We start from the raw sequence: 17,122 nt of genomic DNA on the forward strand, positions 1-17,122 counted from the left end.
CGTACTCATCGCAAGACTGATGCGTGGGTCAATGATGCTGAAGCGGTCGGGTCTGTCAAGGCTCGCGGACAAGGTCCATCGCAATGATTGACGGAGTGTTCAGTCTTGCTCCATGCTCGGTCGGCATGTGGGAACAGAGCGAATGGGACCTCGTCGAGACCGAGGTCGTCGTCGTGGGCGGCGGCTACGCGGGACTCGCCGCCGCCCTCCAACTACACGACCAGGGCATGGACTTCGTCCTCGTCGAAGCCTCCGACCGGGTCGGTGGCCGCGTCCTCACCGAGACCCTGGACGGCCAGGGCCCCGGGGGAGCGGGGGTCACCGTCGATCACGGCGGCCAGTGGGTCGGCCCGACCCAGACCCGGCTGCGCGCCCTCGCCGACCGCTTCGGTTGCGCCACCTTCCCGACCTGGGAGAGCGGCAAGCACATCGAGGTGTGGCACGACGGCACCGGCGTGCCCTACCTGGGCGCGGCCCCCGCCGACGGCCCCGGCATCGCCGACTACCACCGCGTCACCGAGCTCCTCGACGCGCTCGCCCGGACCGTCGACACCGCCGCACCCTGGCGCACGCCGCGCTGCGCCGAATGGGACGCGCAGACCGCCGAGTCGTTCTTCCGCGCGCAGACCTCCGACCCCGACGCCCTGCGCCGGCTCGCCCTCGCCGTCCAGGGCGTGTGGTGCGCGGAACCGTACGAGATCTCCCTGTTCCACGTGCTCTTCTACGTCGCCGCCGCCGGGGGCTACGAGCAGCTGATGGAGACCCGCGACTGCGCCCAGGACAGCCGTTTCGTCACCGGCGCGGCGGGACCCGCCCGCGCCGTCGCCGAACTGCTCGGCGACCGCGTCCGGCTCGGCGCCCGCGCCCTGTCCGTCGAGCACGACGCGGACGGCGTACGCGTCCACACCGCCGGGACCGTCTACGAGGCCCGCCGCGCCGTCATCGCCCTGCCGCCCCCGGCCGTCCGCACCCTGCGCTTCACCCCCGAACTCCCCGCGGCCCGCGACGGCTGGCTCGCCCACAGCCCCATGGGCCGCGTCGCCAAGATTCACGCCGTGTACGAGACACCCTTCTGGCGCGACGCGGGCCTGTCCGGCATCGCCACGCTCTACGACGACGGGCCCCTCGGCGTCGTCTTCGACAACTCCCCGCACGACGCGACGCACGGCGTCCTCGTCGGCTTCGTCTACGGCGACCGCCTGTCCGCCTGGAGCGGCCTCGACGACGCCGCCCGCCGCGCCGCCGCCCTCACGAGCCTCGGCCACGTCGTCGGCGAGCGCGCCGCACGGCCGCTCGACTACACGGAGAAGATCTGGTCCGAGGACCCGTACGCCCGCGGCGGGTACGAGGCGTACGTGACGCCCGGCGGCTGGACCGGGTACGGGCGCGCCGGCTGGCGCACCGCCACCGGAACGCTGCACTGGGCCGGAACGGAGACGGCTAGTGTGTGGAACGGCTACATCGACGGCGCCCTGTCGTCGGGCCGGCGCGCCGCCGACGAGGTGGTGGCCGCACTCCAGGCACCTGTGGCGGAAGGCTGAACGGACCCAGCGCGATGACGTCGATCCAGGACCGGGCCCGTGCGGTGGTCCTCGCCGCCCCCATGAGCCAGCGGGAGTTCGCCGACCGGGTCGGCATGGACCCGACCGCGCTCTCCAAGGCGCTGCGCGGCACGCGCCGGCTGCGCGACGCCGAGATCGCCGCCATCGCGCAGGTCGGCAAGGTCTCCCAGCGCTATCTGCGCACCGGTGAGGGGAAGGCGCCCGTGCCGCCCGGCGGGGGAGCGGGCGCACCGGCCGCGCGCCGCAGGGCCGACGCCGTCGAGCCGGACGTGCGCCGCGCGCAGATCCTGGAGGCGACCGCCCGGCTCATCGCCCGGCGCGGCTTCCACAAGGTCCGCGTCGCCGACATCGCGCGCGCCTGCGGCACCAGCACCGGCACCGTGCACTACCACTTCCCGACCAAGGACGCCGCGCTGCGGGCCGCCCTCGTCTTCTACGCGGACCGCTTCCACACCCGCCTGGAGGCCGAGTTCGAGACGGCCGGCAGCACCGTCGAGAAACTGCGGCGCCTCATCGACGTACAGCTCACGACGACCGACGAGGACATCGACGAGTGGTCGGTGTGGGTCCAGTCCTGGAACGAGGCGATCCTGGACCCGACCCTGCGGGCCGGTCAGCGGGACGTGTACGCGCGCTGGCGCCGGATCGTCGTCGACCTCGTCCGCACCTGCCAGGCGGAGGGCATGGCGCGGGGCGCGGACGCCGACGCGCTGGCCGCCCGCTTCACCGGCCTGGTCGACGGCCTCGCCATCCAAGTCCTCGCAGGTACGGGCGACATGGACGCGCCCCGCATGCGTGAACTCCTCCTGGACGCCTTCGAACCGCACATCACCCTGCGCTGAGCCCGCCCACGCCTCAGCCCTTCTCCGGGCGGGCTCCCAGGTGTTCCGTCTCGCCGCCGAACGGCAGCACCAGCACCCGGTGCGCGAGCAGCCACTCCCCGTCGACCCGACGAAACCGGTCCTCGTAGTGCCCCACGTTCGACGGCAGCCGGGTCGGCACCATCGTGCCCTCCGTGTACCCGTCGACGCGGAATGTCGCGAAGTACGTGGTCGCCGAGGCGGTGTCGGGGGAGTCGACGGTCACCAGGACGTTCGTGCACAAGCGGCGCGAGAGCCGGTCGGCGGGACGCCCGCCGAAGTACGCCCGCAGCGCCTCCCGGCCCTCGACGCGCCGTCCGTCGTAGGGCCACTCCCACACGCCGTCCTCGGTGAACAGCTCGGCGACCGTGGGCGGTTCGCCGAGATCGAGACGGCGTACGAGGTCGAGCACGAGGCGCTCGCAGGCGCGCTCGGCGAGCAGTCGGGCCAGGGGGTCGAGTGCGTCGGTACCGGACGCTGCTGAGTCGGACATGATCCTTTCCTATCAGCTTGCCGTGCGCGGGAGTTGAGGAAGGCGGGCCCCGTGAACCCCTGACGCCGATGGCTACCGGGCGGTAGGGTACGGGCCCGGTCGCAACCAGGGGAGTGGTATGGGCACCGTCACGCGCTTCGATCCCGTCGCCGAGCACGAGCGGACCCGCGCGGCGCTGACCGGCGTCCTCGCCCGCGTGGTCGCCGCCCTGCGGGACGCGCCCGATCGGGACGCCGCCTCCGGCCTGCCGGGCTGGACCGTCGGCGACGTCGGCGCACACCTCGCGGCGGTGTATCTGGCCTGTGGCGCCGCCTTCACCGGCGAGGAGATCCCCTGGGACGCCGTGCTGCCCGAGGGTGAAGCCGGCGACGCCCCGCTCGTCGACCGCATCACGGCGCTGAACGCCCGTGCGGTCGCGCTCCTCGACCCCGCCGAGCGGGACGGCCTCGCCGATCTGCTGGCGCGGCGCGGCGCCGACTTCCTGGCCGCCACCGAGGGAATCGCCCCGGACACCCCGGTCGCCGCGCCCTGGTACGGGGAGGGCGTCACGTTCCCGCTCTCGGCCGTCACCGGACTGATGCTCAGCGAGAGCCTCGTGCACGGGCTCGACCTCACGCGCGGCACCGGCGCCCGGTGGCCCATCGCCCCGCACGAAGCCGCCCTCGTGCTCGGGCAGTTCATGCCGACGGTGATGCCGATGGCGGTGGACGCGGCGAAGGCGCGCGGTGTGCGCATCGCCTTCGACCTCGCGCTCAAGGGCGGGCCCCGACTCGCCGTCCTCGTCGAGGACGGCGGCGCGACCGTCCTCCGGGACGCGCCGCCCCGCCGCTACGACTGCCGCATCACGGCCGACCCCGTCATGTTCCTGCTCGTCTCCTTCCGGCGCGTCCCGATCTGGAAGGCGGTGGCCACCGGCCGCATGCGAGCAGGCGGCCGCCGCCCCTGGCTCGCCACCCGCCTCGGCGACCTCATCGGCACGCCGTGACCTGAACCGGGACCCCGGTGGATCGGGTCAGACGTCGAGGATCGCGTTCGCCGCCGCGTCCGCCGCCGTCGGGTCCGCCGCCGCGATCGCGTCGAGGAGCGCGCGGTGCGCCTCGCTCGTCGAGTGGCGCATGTCGTCCGCCAGGACCGTGTCGCGCAGGGCCGTGCTCAGGTGTGAGTAGAGGTCGACCAGGAGGGGGTTGTGTCCGGCCCGCGCCACGCACAGGTGGAAGTCGATGTCGGCGTCGACGAAGTCCTTCAACTCCCCGGCGTCGAAGTGTTGTTGGCGTCGCTCGGCGATCTCGCGCAGCTCCTGCACGTCCTCCTCGGTGCGGCGCTGTGCCGCGAGCCGGGCCGCCACCAGATCGAGGCCCCGGCGCACCTCCTCCACGTCCCGGTCGGCGGCGTCCGCGAGCATCCTGCCGAGCGCCACCGCGGACTCGTCCGCCGCCGTGACGTAGGTGCCGTCGCCCTGCCGGGTCGCGAGCAGCCCGGTGTGCACGAGCGCGCGCACCGCCTCGCGGACCGAGAGCCGGCTCACCCCGAGCGTCTGGGCCAGTGAGCTCTCCGAGGGGATCTTCGCGCCGACCTGCCAGTGGCCGCTGGTGATCTCCTGCCGCAGCTCGGTGATCACCGCGTCCACCAAGGACTTGCGTCCCACGCTCTTCATGTCTCCCCGCCTGTCGTGATCTCCGGCGCCGGGGCGCCTCAGGTGATTATGCGTCCTGCCCCCGTCCACGCTCCGGACGGTCCCTGCGTCCACGTTCCGAACCGTGCCTGCGCAACCCCTTCACCAAACATCAGACATCTGATAACTCTGTCCGTCACCTCGGCAACCCCGCGAAGACACACGGGAGATGACTGGATGGAGCGGCACCACCACCTGCGGATCGAAGGCGTGCGTCCCCTCGGGGAAACCGCCCGTGACCTGGTGATACACAACGGACGCTTCGTCCGGGACACCACCGCAGGCGTGACGGAAGACGTGCTCGACGGTGGCGGGATGCTTGCGCTCCCCGCCCCGGTCGACGCCCACATACACCCCGACAAGACCACCTGGGCCGGCCCCTGGCTCAGCCGCGAACCCGCGGAGTCGCTCGCCGGGCTCATCGCCTACGACGTCTCGGTCCGCGCGGAGATGGCCCCGGTCGCCGAACGCGCCGGCGCCCTGCTCGACCACGCGATCGCCCACGGCACCCGCGCCATGCGCGCCCACGCCGACGTCGCCCCGCAGTACGGGCTCGACAACGTGCGGGGACTGCGCGCCGCCGCCGACGCCCGCGCCCACCTCCTCGACGTGCAGATCGTCGCGTTCCCGCAGCTCGGCGTCATCACGGCCCCCGGCACCGACGCCCTCCTGGAGAAGGCCCTCGACGAGGGCGCCGACCTCCTCGGCGGACTCGACCCGGTCGGCATCGACGGCGACCGCGACGGCCAGCTCGACCTCCTCTTCGGCCTCGCCGAGCGCCGCGGCGTCGAACTCGACATCCATCTGCACGACGGCGGCGCCGCCGGCCTCGACCAGATCACCGAGATCGCCCGCCGCACCACCGCCCTCGGCCTCGCCGGACGTGTCACGGTCAGCCACGCCTTCGCCCTCGCCGAGCTCGAAGGATCCGAACTCGCCGCCATGGCCGAGCTGCTCGCCGGCGCCGGAGTGGCCGTGACCACCTGCGCCCTCGGCGCCGACCCCGTGGTCCCGCACGCCGCGCTGACCCGCGCCGGCGCCCGCGTCGCCGTCGGCTCCGACGGGGTGTGCGACCCGTGGAGCCCCTTCGGCAACGCCGAGATGCTCGACCGGGCCCACCTGCTCGCCTACCGCACCGACGCCCGTACCGACGACGAACTCGCCGCCTGCTACCGGCTCGTCGCCGACCAGGGAGCCGACCTGCTCGGACTCGACCGGGTCGGCTTCCGCCCCGGCGAGCCCGCCGACCTCGTCCTCGTCGACGCACCCTCCGTCGCCGAGGCCATCGTCCGCCGCACGGCGCCCAGCGTCGTCGTCCGCGCCGGACGCGTCATCGCCCGTAACGGCACACTCCTCCCAGGAGGCCCCGCATGACCGGACGTCGTCCGATCCTCACCGGCGCCCTCGCGCTCCTGCTCACCGCCGCCCTCACCGCCTGCGGCGGCGGCCCCGGCGATCTGCGCCCGGCCGTCGCCCTCGACCTGAAGACCACCACGCCCAAGGCCACCAAGCCGCTGGACTCCATCACCTGGAACCTGCCGTACGAGCCCCAGGGCCTGGACCCGATCAAGTCCTTCAACTACGCCGAGAACACGGTCCTCGCCAACCTCTGCGACAGCCTCCTGCGCCTCACCCCCGACTTCAAGATCAAGCCGGGGCTCGCCACCGAGGCGGAGAACCCCAGCCCGAAGAAGTGGGTCTACACGATCCGCGACGGCGTGAAGTTCTGGGACGGCACCCCGCTCACCGCCGAGGACGTCGCCGCCAGCCTCAGCCGCCACCTCGACCCGAAGCTCGGCACCTGGTGGGGCGACTACTACCAGAACGTGTCCTCCATCAAGGCCACCGGACCGCTCCAGGTCACCGTCACGCTCAAGCAGCCCGACGCCCTGTTCAACCAGGCCATGGCCACCGGCGCCGGCGCCGTCGAGCAGAAGGCGCAGATGAAGCGCGCCGGCGAGGACTTCGGGACGCCGAAGCAGGGCGTCATGTGCACGGGCCCCTTCAAGTTCACCCGCTGGCGCTCCGGCGACTCCCTCACCATCACGCGCAACGACGACTACTGGGACCGCGCGCACCGCGCCCTGTCCAAGAAGCTGACGTTCCGCTTCATCGCCGACGAGACCACGGCCGTGAACGCGCTGCGCTCCGGCGAGGTCGACGGCCAGTACTTCTACCTGCCGCCCGCCGCCCTCGGCCAGCTCCAGAACTCGCCCACCGGCACCGTCACCCTCGGCCGCTCGCTGGCGTACTGGGCCCTGCTCGGCGCCACCAAGTCCGGACCGTACGGCAACGTCAAGGTGCGCCAGGCGCTCTCCACCGCCCTCGACCGCGGCGCCCTCGGCTCTGCCGTCTTCCAGGGCACCGCCCCCGCCGAACACGCCCTCGCGGGCCCGCCGTCCTGGGGCTACGAGAAGGAGACCTTCCGCAGGACCTACGAGTCGCTGCCGCACGGCAAGGCCGACCTCGACAAGGCCAAGGCCCTCGTGAAGGAAGCCGGACCCGCCGCCAAGGGCAAGATCACCATCGGCGTCCAGGGCAGCTCCGCCGTCCACGAACAGACCGGCAACCTCATCAAGGCCACCGGCAAGCAGCTCGGCCTGGACATCGAGATCCGCGTCATCCCCGTCGAGCAGTACGGCAACCTCTACAGCGACGCCAAGTCCCGCCGCGGCATCGACGCCTTCCTCTCCACCTGGTACGGCAACGTGCCCGACCCGCTCGACGCCTACACCGTCTTCCTCGCCGGCGGCCGGACGAACTTCAGCGGCTTCGACAAGGTCGACCAGGACGTCCAGAAGGCCCGCGCCGCCTCCGACCCCGCCGAGCGCGCCCGGATCATCACCCGCATCGAGCGCGCCGTCGCCGAGGACGTGACCTGGATGCCCATGAACAACCTGCCGGTCATCCTCTACATGAGCGACCGCGTGACGGGCGCCGTCGCGTCCTTCCCCTACCTGTACTACCCCTGGGCCACCGGACTGGGAGGGCGCTGACCCTTATGAACGCCACCGTGAAATTCGTGCTCCTGAGACTGGTCGGCCTCGCCGCCGTGCTCCTCGTTGCCTCGTTCCTCGTGTACGGGCTGCTGTACCTGGTCCCCGGCGGACCGATGTCCTTCCTGCTAGGCAACCGCACCGGAACCGCCGAACAGATCGCGGCCATCCGCGCCCAGTACCACCTCGACGACCCGTTCGTCGTGCGGTACTTCAACTGGCTCGGTGACGCGCTCGGCGGCGACTTCGGCCGCTCCCTCGTCTACCGGCAGGACGTCACCGCGCTGCTCGCCGGCCGGGTCGCCACCACGCTCTGGCTGGTCGCCTACGCGTCCGTGCTCATCGTCGTCGGCGGGCTCGCCGCCGGCAGCCTCGCCGCCCTGCGCGGCGGCCGCACCGACACCCTGATCAGCGGCGTCTCCTCCCTGTTCCTCGCCACGCCCGTCTTCGTGATCGGTGTCGTCCTCGTCATCGTCTTCGCCCGCGGACTCGGCTGGTTCCCCGTCTTCGGCGCCGGAGAGGGCTTCTTCGACCGGGTGCACCATCTGACCCTGCCCGCCCTCACCCTCGCCCTCGGCTCGGCCGCCTACCTCGCCCGCATCACCCGCGCCTCCGTACGCGAGGAGATGGGCCGCGAACACGTCGAGACCGCCCGCAGCCGCGGCCTCGCCGAATCCCTCATCGTGCGCAAGCACGTCCTGCGCAACGCGGCGGTGCCCGTCACCACCGTCATCGGCCTCACCGTGGCCGGCCTCCTCGCGGGCGCCGTCGTCGTCGAGAACGTCTTCGCCCTCGACGGCATCGGCTCCCTGTTCGTCCGCGCGATCATGCAGCGCGACTTCGCCGTCGTCCAGGCCGTCGTCCTCGTCCTCGTCGGCTCCTTCGTCGTCGTGAACCTCGTCGTCGACCTCCTCTACTCCGTCCTCGACCCCCGGATGGCCCGATGACCACCGTGCTGACCTCGAAGCTCGCCGCGACCCGCAGAGCGGTGCCGCGCGACCCGCTGGCCCGGGCGGCCGCCCTCGTGCTCGCCCTCGTCGTGGCCCTGACCCTCGCGGCGCCGCTCGTCGCGCCCTACGACCCCGACCTGCCCGACCTCTTCAACACCCTCGCCTTCGCCACCCCCGAGCACTGGCTCGGCGGCGACGCGCTTGGCCGCGACGTCCTGTCCCGGCTCGTCTGGGGCGCCCGCCCCACCCTGCTCGGCCCCGTCCTGATCATCGCGATCTCGGCCGTCGTCGGCACCGCGCTCGCCATCACCGCCGCCTGGTGCGGCGGCTGGGTCGACACCGTCGTCTCGCGCATCCTCGACGTCCTGTTCGCGGTCCCCGGCATCGTGTTCGCCCTCGTCGCCGTCGCCGTGATGGGCCCCGGCCTCACCCCGGTCGTCATCGGCCTCACCGTCGCCTACACCCCGTACGTCGCCCGCGTCGTGCGCGGCGCCGCCCTGCGCGAACGCGCCCTGCCCTACATCGCCGCCGCCTGGGTACAGGGCCGGCCCGCCCTCACCATCTGCCTGCGGCACCTGCTGCCCAACCTGCGGCCCATCGTCATCGCCCAGTCCGTGTCCGCGCTCGGCTACGCCGTCATCGACCTGGCCGCGATCTCCTTCCTCGGCCTCGGCGTCCAGCCGCCCACCGCCGACTGGGGACTCATGGTCAAGTCCGGCCTGGACAGCGCGATGCGCGGCAACGCGATCGAGGCCGTCGCGGCCGGCGCCGCCATCGCCCTCGTGGTCTGCGCCGTCAACCTCCTCGGCGACCGGCTGGAGAAGAACCGATGACCGACACCACCACCTCCCGCCAGAAGCCGCGCCCCGCCGAGGGCACGCCCCTGCTCGCCCTGCGCGGCTTCCGCCTCGACGTCCCGTACCGCGCCGAAGGACAGCGGCCCAAGGACGCCGAACGCCGGGTCATCGTCGAGGGCGTCGACCTCACCATCTGCCCCGGCGAAGCCGTCGGCCTCGTCGGCGAGTCCGGCTCCGGCAAGTCCATGACGGCCCGCGCCGTCATCGGACTCACCCCGCCCGGCGCCCGCGTCCACGGAGACATCGTCTTCGACGGGCAGAACGTCTCCGGTCTCGGCCGGCGCGCACTGCGCGCACTGCGGGCCCGCCGCGTCGCCATGATCTTCCAGGACCCCCGGGCCCACATCAATCCCGTGCACACCATCGGCGACTTCCTCACCGAGGCCCTCGTCACCGAACGCGGGGTCACCCGGCGCGAGGCCGAACGCAAGGTCGTCGCCCTCCTCGCCGACGTGGGCATCCCCGACGGCGCGCGGCGCCTGCGCCAGCACCCGCACGAACTGTCCGGCGGACTGCTCCAGCGCGTCATGATCGCCTCCGTCCTCGCCGCCGAGCCCGACCTCGTACTCGCCGACGAACCGACCACCGCACTGGACGTCACCGCCCAGTCCGAGGTCATGGCGATCCTCGACGAGGCCCGCAAGGAGCGCGGCCTGGCCCTGCTCCTCATCACCCACGACCTCGAACTGGCCGCCGCCACCTGCGACCGGCTCGCCGTCATGTACGCCGGGCGCACCGTCGAGACCCAGCCGGCCCAGGCCCTCACCGTGCGGCCCCGGCACCCCTACTCGGCCGGTCTGCTCAAGTCCCGGCCGAGCCTGGAGGAGCGGGTGAACCGGCTCCCCGTCATCCCCGGGCGGCCCGTGGCCGCGTTCGAGGCGCGGGAGGCGGGCCCCGGCTGCTCCTTCGCCCCGCGCTGCCCCCATGTCCAGCCGGACTGCGAGCAACAGCAGCCGCAGGAGCGGGAGTTGTCCGACGGTACGCGCGTCGCGTGCCTGCGCGCCGAGGAGGTCTCCGCATGGTGAACCAGCCCCTTGAGAAGGAGCATGTGAAGGAGAACGTGCTGGAGGCCGTCGGTCTGCGCAAGACCTACGGCGAGGCGGTCGCCGTCGACGACGTCTCGTTCACCCTCGCGGCGGGGGAGTCCCTCGCCGTGGTGGGCGAGTCCGGCTCCGGCAAGACGACCGTCGCCCGGATGCTGCTCGGCCTCGAGAAGCCGGACGCGGGCACGCTCACCGTGTGCGGGCGGGAGCGTCCCGCCTCACGGCGCGTCGCCTCCCGCGAACGGCGGCGCCGCGCCCGGGAGATCCAGATCGTCTTCCAGGACCCGTACGCCTCGCTCGACCGGTTGCAGAAGGTCGGCGACGTCATCGAGACCGCGCTCGCGCTGCACTTTCCGCTCGCCGCGGAGGAACGGCGCGCTCGGACCGCCGAGTTGCTGGAGTCGGTGGGTCTCGCCGAGCGGCACATCTCCATGCGCCCCGCGCAACTGTCCGGCGGACAGCGGCAACGCGTCGCCATCGCGCGGGCGCTGGCGGTCGAACCCCGCGTGCTCGTCCTCGACGAGGCGGTGGCCGCCCTGGACGTCTCCATCCAGGCGCAGATCCTCAACCTCCTGGCCGACATCCGGGAACAGCGGGACATCGCCTACGTGTTCATCTCGCACGACCTCGCCGTCGTGCACCAGATCAGCGACCGGGCTCTGGTGATGTGCGGCGGCAAGGTCGTCGAGCAGGGCCCTACGGACCGGATCCTGGCCGACCCCCAGGAGCCCTACACCCGCCAACTCCGGGCAGCGGTCCCGGGCCCCGGCTGGACCCCGTCCCGCCGCCCCCAGCCAGCCTGACCCGCCGCCTCTCCAGGCCTGAGACCGCCCGCCCCGGCCCGGGGCGGGGGGTCACACTTGCTTCACATCAACTGACCGTGACCGGCGCGCCGGAGCGGACCACGAACGGGCGCGAACCCACCGTCACCGCCACCGACACCGCCGCCATCACCGTCATCGCCACCCCGGGCGACATCATCTGGGCCAGGCCGCCGGCCAGCGCCGCCCCCAGCCCCTGCCAGGTCAGCCGGCCCGCGGACTCGACCCCCTGCACCTGCCCCCGCACCGCGTCGTCCGTCAGCGCCAGCAGCTGCTCCTGCAAGGGCAACGTGGCCGCGAAACCCGCCCCCGCCACGAAGACCCCGACCGTCGCCGTCCACACCGGCGGCTGCGCCGCGAACATCAGGAACGGCACCGCGAGCAGGAGTCGCAGGGGGAACGCCCACCGACGGCGCCCCGCCGCGCTCAACACCCGTCCGACCAGCAGGTCCCCGAGCAGCATCCCGGCCGAACCCGCGGCGAGGTACAGCCCCGCGTGCCCGGAGTCGTAGGAGATGAAGAGCGCCTCGCACCCGACGACGAGCCCGTTCGGCACCCACAGGTTCAGCAGCAGCGCCCGCCGCCCCGGATGCGAGAACAGCTCGATGTTCGTCGTCCAGGTCGTCCGCAGCCCCGGCCGCCGGGTCAGGCGGATCGACCGCTCCCGCACGGTCGCCGCGACGATCACGAGCCCGGTCCCGGTGAGCACGGCCGCGACGCCGAACACCTGCTGCGGGCTGAGGAAATGGAGGAGCGCGGCACCGACCGCGTACCCGATGATCGCCATGCCGCCCGCGGTGATGTTCATCAGGGAGCGGGCCAGTGCGTACGAGGTGTGCGGCACGACCTCGGCCAGGAGGCCCATGCGGGTGCCGCCGCCGAGCGACTGGAAGAACCCGAGGCACACCAGGATCCCGAAGCGGGCGGCCAGCGGCAGCCCGGGCACGGCCTGGGCGGCGACCCCCGCGAGCGAGAGGCATTCGAGCGCGACGAGCGTGCGCCGCGGCCGCTCCCCGTCCGCGACGGACATCAGGGTCAGCGCCCCGAGCACGGTGGCGAGCGTGGCCCCGTACATGCTGACGGCGGTGAGGAACGGCGACTGCGTCTGGCGGTCGACGAGCGTGCCGAGCGCGAACCCGGAGAACGTGCTCGCGGCGACGGTGCACAGGAAACTGACGTAGAGCCCGGCGAACTCGCGATGGCGCAGCAGCGCGCGATAGCCGGGGCGGGGCTGAGGTCGGGGAGACTCGGATGACTCGGAAACAGGCATGAAAAAAGCCTCCGAGCGCACCATTTGGTGCGCCGGAAGCACGTGTGAGTTATAGCAGGTGCGCGCTCACGCGCGCCACCGCGGCCCGTCCCGGACGGGGGAGCGGTCCGCGGCGGCGGGACTCAGGCCGTGACCCAGTCGCTCGTCGCGATGACGGGCGCGACGCCGTCGCGGTGGACGGTCCCCTCGATCAGGCCGTACATGCGGTCCGCCGCGAAGTACACCTCGTTGTCGTTCTTGAGCCCGAACGGCTCCAGGTCCACGAGGAAGTGATGCTTGTTCGGGAGGTTGAGCCGGATCTCGTTCACCGCGGGCACGTGGTCGAGGACCCGGTCGGCCATCGCGTGCAGCGTCTGCTGCAGCGAGTAGCTGTACGTGTCCGCGAACGCCTCCAGCATCCGCCGCCGGACGTCCTTGTACATCTGGTCCCAGTCGGTGTCCGCCTCGCTCGCCGCGGACGCCGCGTAGGCCCAGCGGGCGGTCACCTTCGTGGCGAGGATCCGGTCGTAGGCCTCTTGCAGGGTCGTGTACTTGTCCTTGATGAAGCCGTGGAACTCGGAGTCCGTCGAGTTCATGACGGTGAGGTCCTTGAGCCCGGAGACGATCTGCAACTGGCCGGTGTCACCGCTGTACGTGATCTGCGTGGTGCGCACCTCCTGCCCGGAACGGACGAAGGAGTGCTGCTCGCGCCGGGTGGGCGCCGGCAGCCGCTCCCACGGGTACTCCTCGATGCGGATCTGCGTCTCGTGGATCACCGGCTGGGAGTGGACGAAGTGCCGGGCCAGCGCGATGCCGAACGCCTCGGGGGACTCGACGCCGCGCTCCTTGGCGAAGGCGTACACGGTGTTCTTGGTGGTGTCCGTCGGCAGGACGTTGGCGTTGTCGCCGGTCAGGTGGACGTCGCGGAACTCGCCGCGCAGCGCGACCGACACGTTCAGGTCGCGGATGTCGTGCCAGGTGCCTTCGTTGCCCTTGCGGGTGATCTTGACGATGCGGTTCTCGGCCTTGCCGTACTGATTCTGCGCGAGCACGTGCTTGCTCATGGAGCAGGTCCTCCGGGTACGTGGATGTTCTCATCCCGTACGCCCGGCGTCCGGTGCCGTCGACCACGACACCCCCCGCCGTTCGGCCCGTGCGGAGGCCGCCCCGGGACTGACGAGCATCCCGGTCCGTAGGTCGGCGACATTTGAGCACGCGCGCGGCGCCGCTGACAAGGGATGTCACCGGGCGAGGTGCCGTCGGGACGGGCTGATGTCATGGACTGACGTCACGTAGGATCGCCCCATGGGTAGATGGGAGCCGAACGCGCGCGGCCGACTGGCCGAAGCCGCGCTCAAGCTGTACGCCGAGCAGGGCTTCGACCGGACGACGGTCGCCGAGATCGCCGCGTCGGTCGGCGTCACCGAGCGCACCTTCTTCCGGCACTTCACCGACAAGCGCGAAGTGCTGTTCTACGGGGCCGAGGCGGCGCTCGACCTGGTGACGCGCGCCGTCGCCGGTGCCCCCGAGTCGGCCTCGCCCATGGTCGCGGTGAGCGGCGCGCTCCAGGCCTTCGGCGCCTTCTTCCAGGAGGACCCGCAGCGGGCCCGTAACCGGGACGCCGTGGTGTCCGCCAGTGCCGAGCTGCGCGAGCGCGAGCTGGTCAAGCTCGACGCCTTCTCCCTGGCGATGGCCGGCGCCCTGCGCGAGCGCGGGGTCGCGCCCCGGACGGCGACCCTGGCCGCCGAGGCCGGCACCGCCGCGTTCAAGATCGCCTACGCGGAGTGGATGGCGATCGGGCGCTCCGGCGAGAAGGACCGTGAACTGCCCGGCCTGTTCCTGGAGGTCCTCGCCGAGCTGACCTCGGTCCTGGACGAGACCCGCGGTTGATCACGTGCGCTGCGCAGGGTTCTTCGGTGCCTTCGCCGAGTGGGCGACGCAACAGGACTGGGCCGACCGCGCGTGACCTGCGTCACGTACGCAATCCGGGGTGCGCAGTATGCTGAACCCATGATCCCGCTCGTTCGCCGCCGCCACGTGGACTACGTCCGCGTCACGAGCACGGGCTGTCGACGCTCCATCTGAGCGGTCCGGCCCTTCTCGGCCTCCTTTTTTTCACGGCGCCGTCCCGGCCGCTTCTCCTCAGCCGTACGCCTCTCTTCCATCAGGCACCTGTGCCCCGCCACACCCCGGCGGCGTACAGGCACCCCGTACACCCTGCGGACGCACCATGACGAACGTATCGACGACGACACACGCGTCGAACCTGCAACTGCCGATCATCGACCTCTCCGCCGCCGACCGCGGACCCGAGGCGCGGGCCCTGCTGCACGCACAGCTGCACAGCGCCGCGCACGACGTGGGGTTCTTCCAGCTGATCGGGCACGGGGTCACCGACGAGGAGACCCGGCTCCTGCTCACCGCCATGCGACGCTTCTTCGCGCTGCCCGAGGAGCAGCGGCTGGCGCTCGACAACGTGAACTCGCCGCACTTCCGCGGCTACACCCGCACCGGCGACGAGCGCACCGGCGGTCGCCAGGACTGGCGGGACCAGCTCGACATCGGCGCCGAACGCCCGGCCCACGTCCCGGCGGCCGGTGAGCCCCCGTACTGGTGGCTCCAGGGGCCCAACCAGTGGCCGGACGACCTGCCGGAACTGCGCACGGCCGCCCTGCGGTGGGTCGAGCGGCTCAGCGATGTCGCCGAGAAGCTGCTGCACGAACTGCTCACCGCGATCGGCGCCGACCCCGCCTTCTACGACGGCATCTTCGGCCGGCACGCCCACCCGCACCTCAAGCTCGTCCGTTACCCGGGGGGCTCCGGCGACGGCGCCGGTCAGGGCGTCGGCGCCCACAAGGACTACGGCTTCCTGACGCTGTTGCTCCAGGACCAGGTCGGCGGCCTCCAGGTCGAGCGCGAGGACGGACTGTTCCACGACGTGCCGCCCCTCCCCGGCGCCTTCGTCGTCAATCTCGGCGAGCTGCTCGAAGTCGCCACCAACGGCTATCTGCGGGCCACCAACCACCGGGTCGTGTCGCCGCCCGGCGCCACCGAGCGGTTCTCCGTCCCGTTCTTCTACAACCCCCGTCTGGACGCCCACGTCCAGCCGCTCGCCTTCCCGTACGCGTCAACCGCCCCCGGCGTCACCGACACCCCGGACAACCCGCTGTTCGCCGAGTACGGCTACAACGAGCTCAAGGGCAAGCTCCGCGCCCACCCCCTGGTCGCCGAGCGGCACCACGCGGAGCTCCTGACACCGGCGTGACGCGGCTCAGGCGCCGGCGGGGCCCGTCACCAGCAGCCCGCCGTCGGCGCCGCGCCGCACGAGGACTCCCGTACGGAACCGTCCGTCGGAGGTGAAGGCCTCGGCGTCGGCGTCCGGCGCCCGGAAGTAGCCGCGTGCCACCGACGGCCCCCGGACGAGGAGTTCACCGAAGTCACCGTCCGCGTCCACCGTGAACTCGTCGTCGGACGTGAGGGGGTGGAAGGTGCTCTGCCCGGATCCGCAGAGCGCGGTCGCGCCCTCCGGAAGGGTGAGGAACTGCCGTGTCTCGCAGTGGAGTTCACGCCCGGTCTGGTCACTGCCGGTGGCAGGGGTCAGGATCAGCCGGAGGCTCTTGAGCGGGCCTGGGTCGGAGGCTTGCCAGGCTTCCAGGTCGGCCGGCGCGAGCGTGGCCACAGTGACCTGCTCGTCCGTGACCAGTGGGAGACCGGCGCCGGGCCCGGGATCGTCGGCGAGCACGACCGTGCCGCCGGACAGCAGCGTGCCCACGATCCCCGGGCAGCCGGACGCGAGCAGCGATGCGGTCGGGAGCGCCGCCAGGTGGACGTCCTCCGCGCTCAAGCCCACCGCCGCACCGGAGGCCCGTACCTGGTACGCGTACGCGTCGTGCGTGCGCGGCACGAGCCGCGGCGTGCCGTCGGGGCCCGGCGCGACGAGCAGGAACGCCACCTCGCCCGCGCCGTGCACCGGGGCCGGCTCCGGCGCCGCGTCCACCGACCCCAGCGGGAAGAAGTGGCAGCCCGAGGAGTCGATCGACAAGCCGCCGTACGGGGACTCCGTGCCGGGCGGCTCGTAGGTGAACGCCCGCCGCAGAAACGGGCCTTCGGCCGCGATCGCCGCGACCTCGTCCCGGTGCGCAGCCGTGCCGACATGACCGGCCGCCTCACTCACCCGCACCACCTGGGCCAGCTCGCGCCCGCCGAGCGTGACCGGGCACACCACCGGCACCGCGCCCACCCGTAGCAGCGCGAACAGGGTGATCACGGCCTCCGGCACGTTCGGCAGCCGCACCACGACCCGCTGCCCCCGCCGCAGCCCGCGCAGCCGGAAACCGGCGGCCGTGCGCTCCACCCGCCGGTTCAGCAGTCCGTACGTGAGCCGCGTCGCCCCGTGCACCAGCGCCGTGCGGGGTGCCTGCCGCCGTGCCGTGTCGGACAGCAGGTTGTCGAGCGTGACGCCGCGCCAGTGTCCGACGGACCGGTACCGGTCGACGAACTCCTCGGGCCACGGCGTCCAACCGTCGAGCATGGGTGTCATGCGCTTCCTCCCTCGTGACCCCGGCAGTCCACGCCGTGGCCGTCGGGGCGCACAAGACGCGGTCCCCACGAGACCCGGC

16 protein-coding genes are annotated in these 17,122 nt (G+C 72.4%); 11 read left to right on the forward strand and 5 right to left on the reverse strand.

Annotated elements, in window-relative coordinates:
* Window positions 1–125 precede the first annotated feature (125 nt).
* Window positions 126–1,541, forward strand: coding sequence for a flavin monoamine oxidase family protein (locus ACZ4E1_RS04395; protein WP_467535710.1), 1,416 nt, complete (start codon window positions 126–128; stop codon window positions 1,539–1,541).
* A gap of 14 nt (window positions 1,542–1,555) precedes the next feature.
* The gene (locus ACZ4E1_RS04400; protein WP_467535712.1) at window positions 1,556–2,404 is read left to right on the forward strand and encodes a TetR/AcrR family transcriptional regulator; all 849 of its coding nucleotides are present in this window, start codon (window positions 1,556–1,558) and stop codon (window positions 2,402–2,404) included.
* A gap of 13 nt (window positions 2,405–2,417) precedes the next feature.
* Here the strand turns inward: ACZ4E1_RS04400 and ACZ4E1_RS04405 are convergent, their stop codons facing one another.
* Window positions 2,418–2,915 carry a nuclear transport factor 2 family protein gene (locus ACZ4E1_RS04405; protein ID WP_467535713.1) on the reverse strand — a complete coding sequence of 166 codons (498 nt, stop codon included), beginning with the start codon at window positions 2,913–2,915 and terminating at the stop codon, window positions 2,418–2,420.
* Window positions 2,916–3,033: 118 nt separating this feature from the next.
* Here ACZ4E1_RS04405 and ACZ4E1_RS04410 point away from each other — a divergent pair, with 118 nt between their 5' ends.
* Window positions 3,034–3,900 (forward strand): maleylpyruvate isomerase N-terminal domain-containing protein, encoded by an 867-nt coding sequence (locus ACZ4E1_RS04410; RefSeq protein WP_467535715.1) that lies wholly within the window; start codon window positions 3,034–3,036, stop codon window positions 3,898–3,900.
* Window positions 3,901–3,927: 27 nt separating this feature from the next.
* On the opposite strand, the gene ACZ4E1_RS04415 is transcribed toward ACZ4E1_RS04410, so the two are convergent.
* Entirely contained in the window at window positions 3,928–4,569 is a 642-nt protein-coding gene (locus tag ACZ4E1_RS04415; protein WP_467535716.1) for a FadR/GntR family transcriptional regulator, read from the reverse strand.
* Between the two features lie 195 nt (window positions 4,570–4,764).
* Between ACZ4E1_RS04415 and ACZ4E1_RS04420 the strand changes: the two genes are divergently transcribed.
* The 6 genes from ACZ4E1_RS04420 to ACZ4E1_RS04445 are packed head-to-tail and all read left to right on the forward strand — an operon-like array spanning window position 4,765 to window position 11,236.
* Window positions 4,765–5,961, forward strand: a complete 1,197-nt coding sequence (locus ACZ4E1_RS04420; RefSeq protein WP_467535718.1) for an amidohydrolase — start codon at window positions 4,765–4,767, stop codon at window positions 5,959–5,961.
* Complete coding sequence (locus tag ACZ4E1_RS04425) at window positions 5,958–7,583, forward strand: ABC transporter substrate-binding protein (protein WP_467535719.1); 1,626 nt, start codon at window positions 5,958–5,960, stop codon at window positions 7,581–7,583. The genes ACZ4E1_RS04420 and ACZ4E1_RS04425 overlap by 4 nt, the downstream gene beginning before the upstream one ends.
* A gap of 26 nt (window positions 7,584–7,609) precedes the next feature.
* Window positions 7,610–8,530 carry an ABC transporter permease gene (locus ACZ4E1_RS04430; RefSeq protein WP_399127414.1) on the forward strand — a complete coding sequence of 307 codons (921 nt, stop codon included), beginning with the start codon at window positions 7,610–7,612 and terminating at the stop codon, window positions 8,528–8,530.
* A complete protein-coding gene (locus tag ACZ4E1_RS04435) occupies window positions 8,527–9,366 on the forward strand; it encodes an ABC transporter permease (protein ID WP_467535721.1) in 840 nt (279 codons plus the stop codon). Before ACZ4E1_RS04430 ends, ACZ4E1_RS04435 begins: the two co-directional genes overlap by 4 nt.
* The gene (locus ACZ4E1_RS04440) at window positions 9,363–10,415 is read left to right on the forward strand and encodes an ABC transporter ATP-binding protein (RefSeq protein WP_467535723.1); all 1,053 of its coding nucleotides are present in this window, start codon (window positions 9,363–9,365) and stop codon (window positions 10,413–10,415) included. The genes ACZ4E1_RS04435 and ACZ4E1_RS04440 overlap by 4 nt, the downstream gene beginning before the upstream one ends.
* Window positions 10,409–11,236, forward strand: coding sequence for an ABC transporter ATP-binding protein (locus tag ACZ4E1_RS04445; RefSeq protein WP_467535725.1), 828 nt, complete (start codon window positions 10,409–10,411; stop codon window positions 11,234–11,236). Before ACZ4E1_RS04440 ends, ACZ4E1_RS04445 begins: the two co-directional genes overlap by 7 nt.
* 67 nt (window positions 11,237–11,303) lie before the next feature.
* On the opposite strand, the gene ACZ4E1_RS04450 is transcribed toward ACZ4E1_RS04445, so the two are convergent.
* Window positions 11,304–12,524: an MFS transporter gene (locus tag ACZ4E1_RS04450; protein WP_467535727.1), complete on the reverse strand. Its 1,221-nt coding sequence runs from the start codon at window positions 12,522–12,524 to the stop codon at window positions 11,304–11,306.
* 122 nt (window positions 12,525–12,646) lie between these two features.
* Window positions 12,647–13,567 (reverse strand): factor-independent urate hydroxylase, encoded by a 921-nt coding sequence (gene pucL / locus ACZ4E1_RS04455; RefSeq protein WP_467535729.1) that lies wholly within the window; start codon window positions 13,565–13,567, stop codon window positions 12,647–12,649.
* Window positions 13,568–13,808: 241 nt separating this feature from the next.
* Here pucL and ACZ4E1_RS04460 point away from each other — a divergent pair, with 241 nt between their 5' ends.
* The gene (locus tag ACZ4E1_RS04460) at window positions 13,809–14,393 is read left to right on the forward strand and encodes a TetR family transcriptional regulator (RefSeq protein ID WP_467535731.1); all 585 of its coding nucleotides are present in this window, start codon (window positions 13,809–13,811) and stop codon (window positions 14,391–14,393) included.
* 340 nt (window positions 14,394–14,733) lie between these two features.
* Entirely contained in the window at window positions 14,734–15,768 is a 1,035-nt protein-coding gene (locus ACZ4E1_RS04465) for an isopenicillin N synthase family dioxygenase (protein ID WP_467535732.1), read from the forward strand.
* Between the two features lie 6 nt (window positions 15,769–15,774).
* Here ACZ4E1_RS04465 and ACZ4E1_RS04470 read toward each other — a convergent pair whose 3' ends face one another.
* Window positions 15,775–17,043, reverse strand: coding sequence for an AMP-binding protein (locus ACZ4E1_RS04470; protein WP_467535734.1), 1,269 nt, complete (start codon window positions 17,041–17,043; stop codon window positions 15,775–15,777).
* Window positions 17,044–17,122: the final 79 nt, after the last annotated feature.

Source organism: Streptomyces sp. NPDC025806, assembly GCF_055558275.1.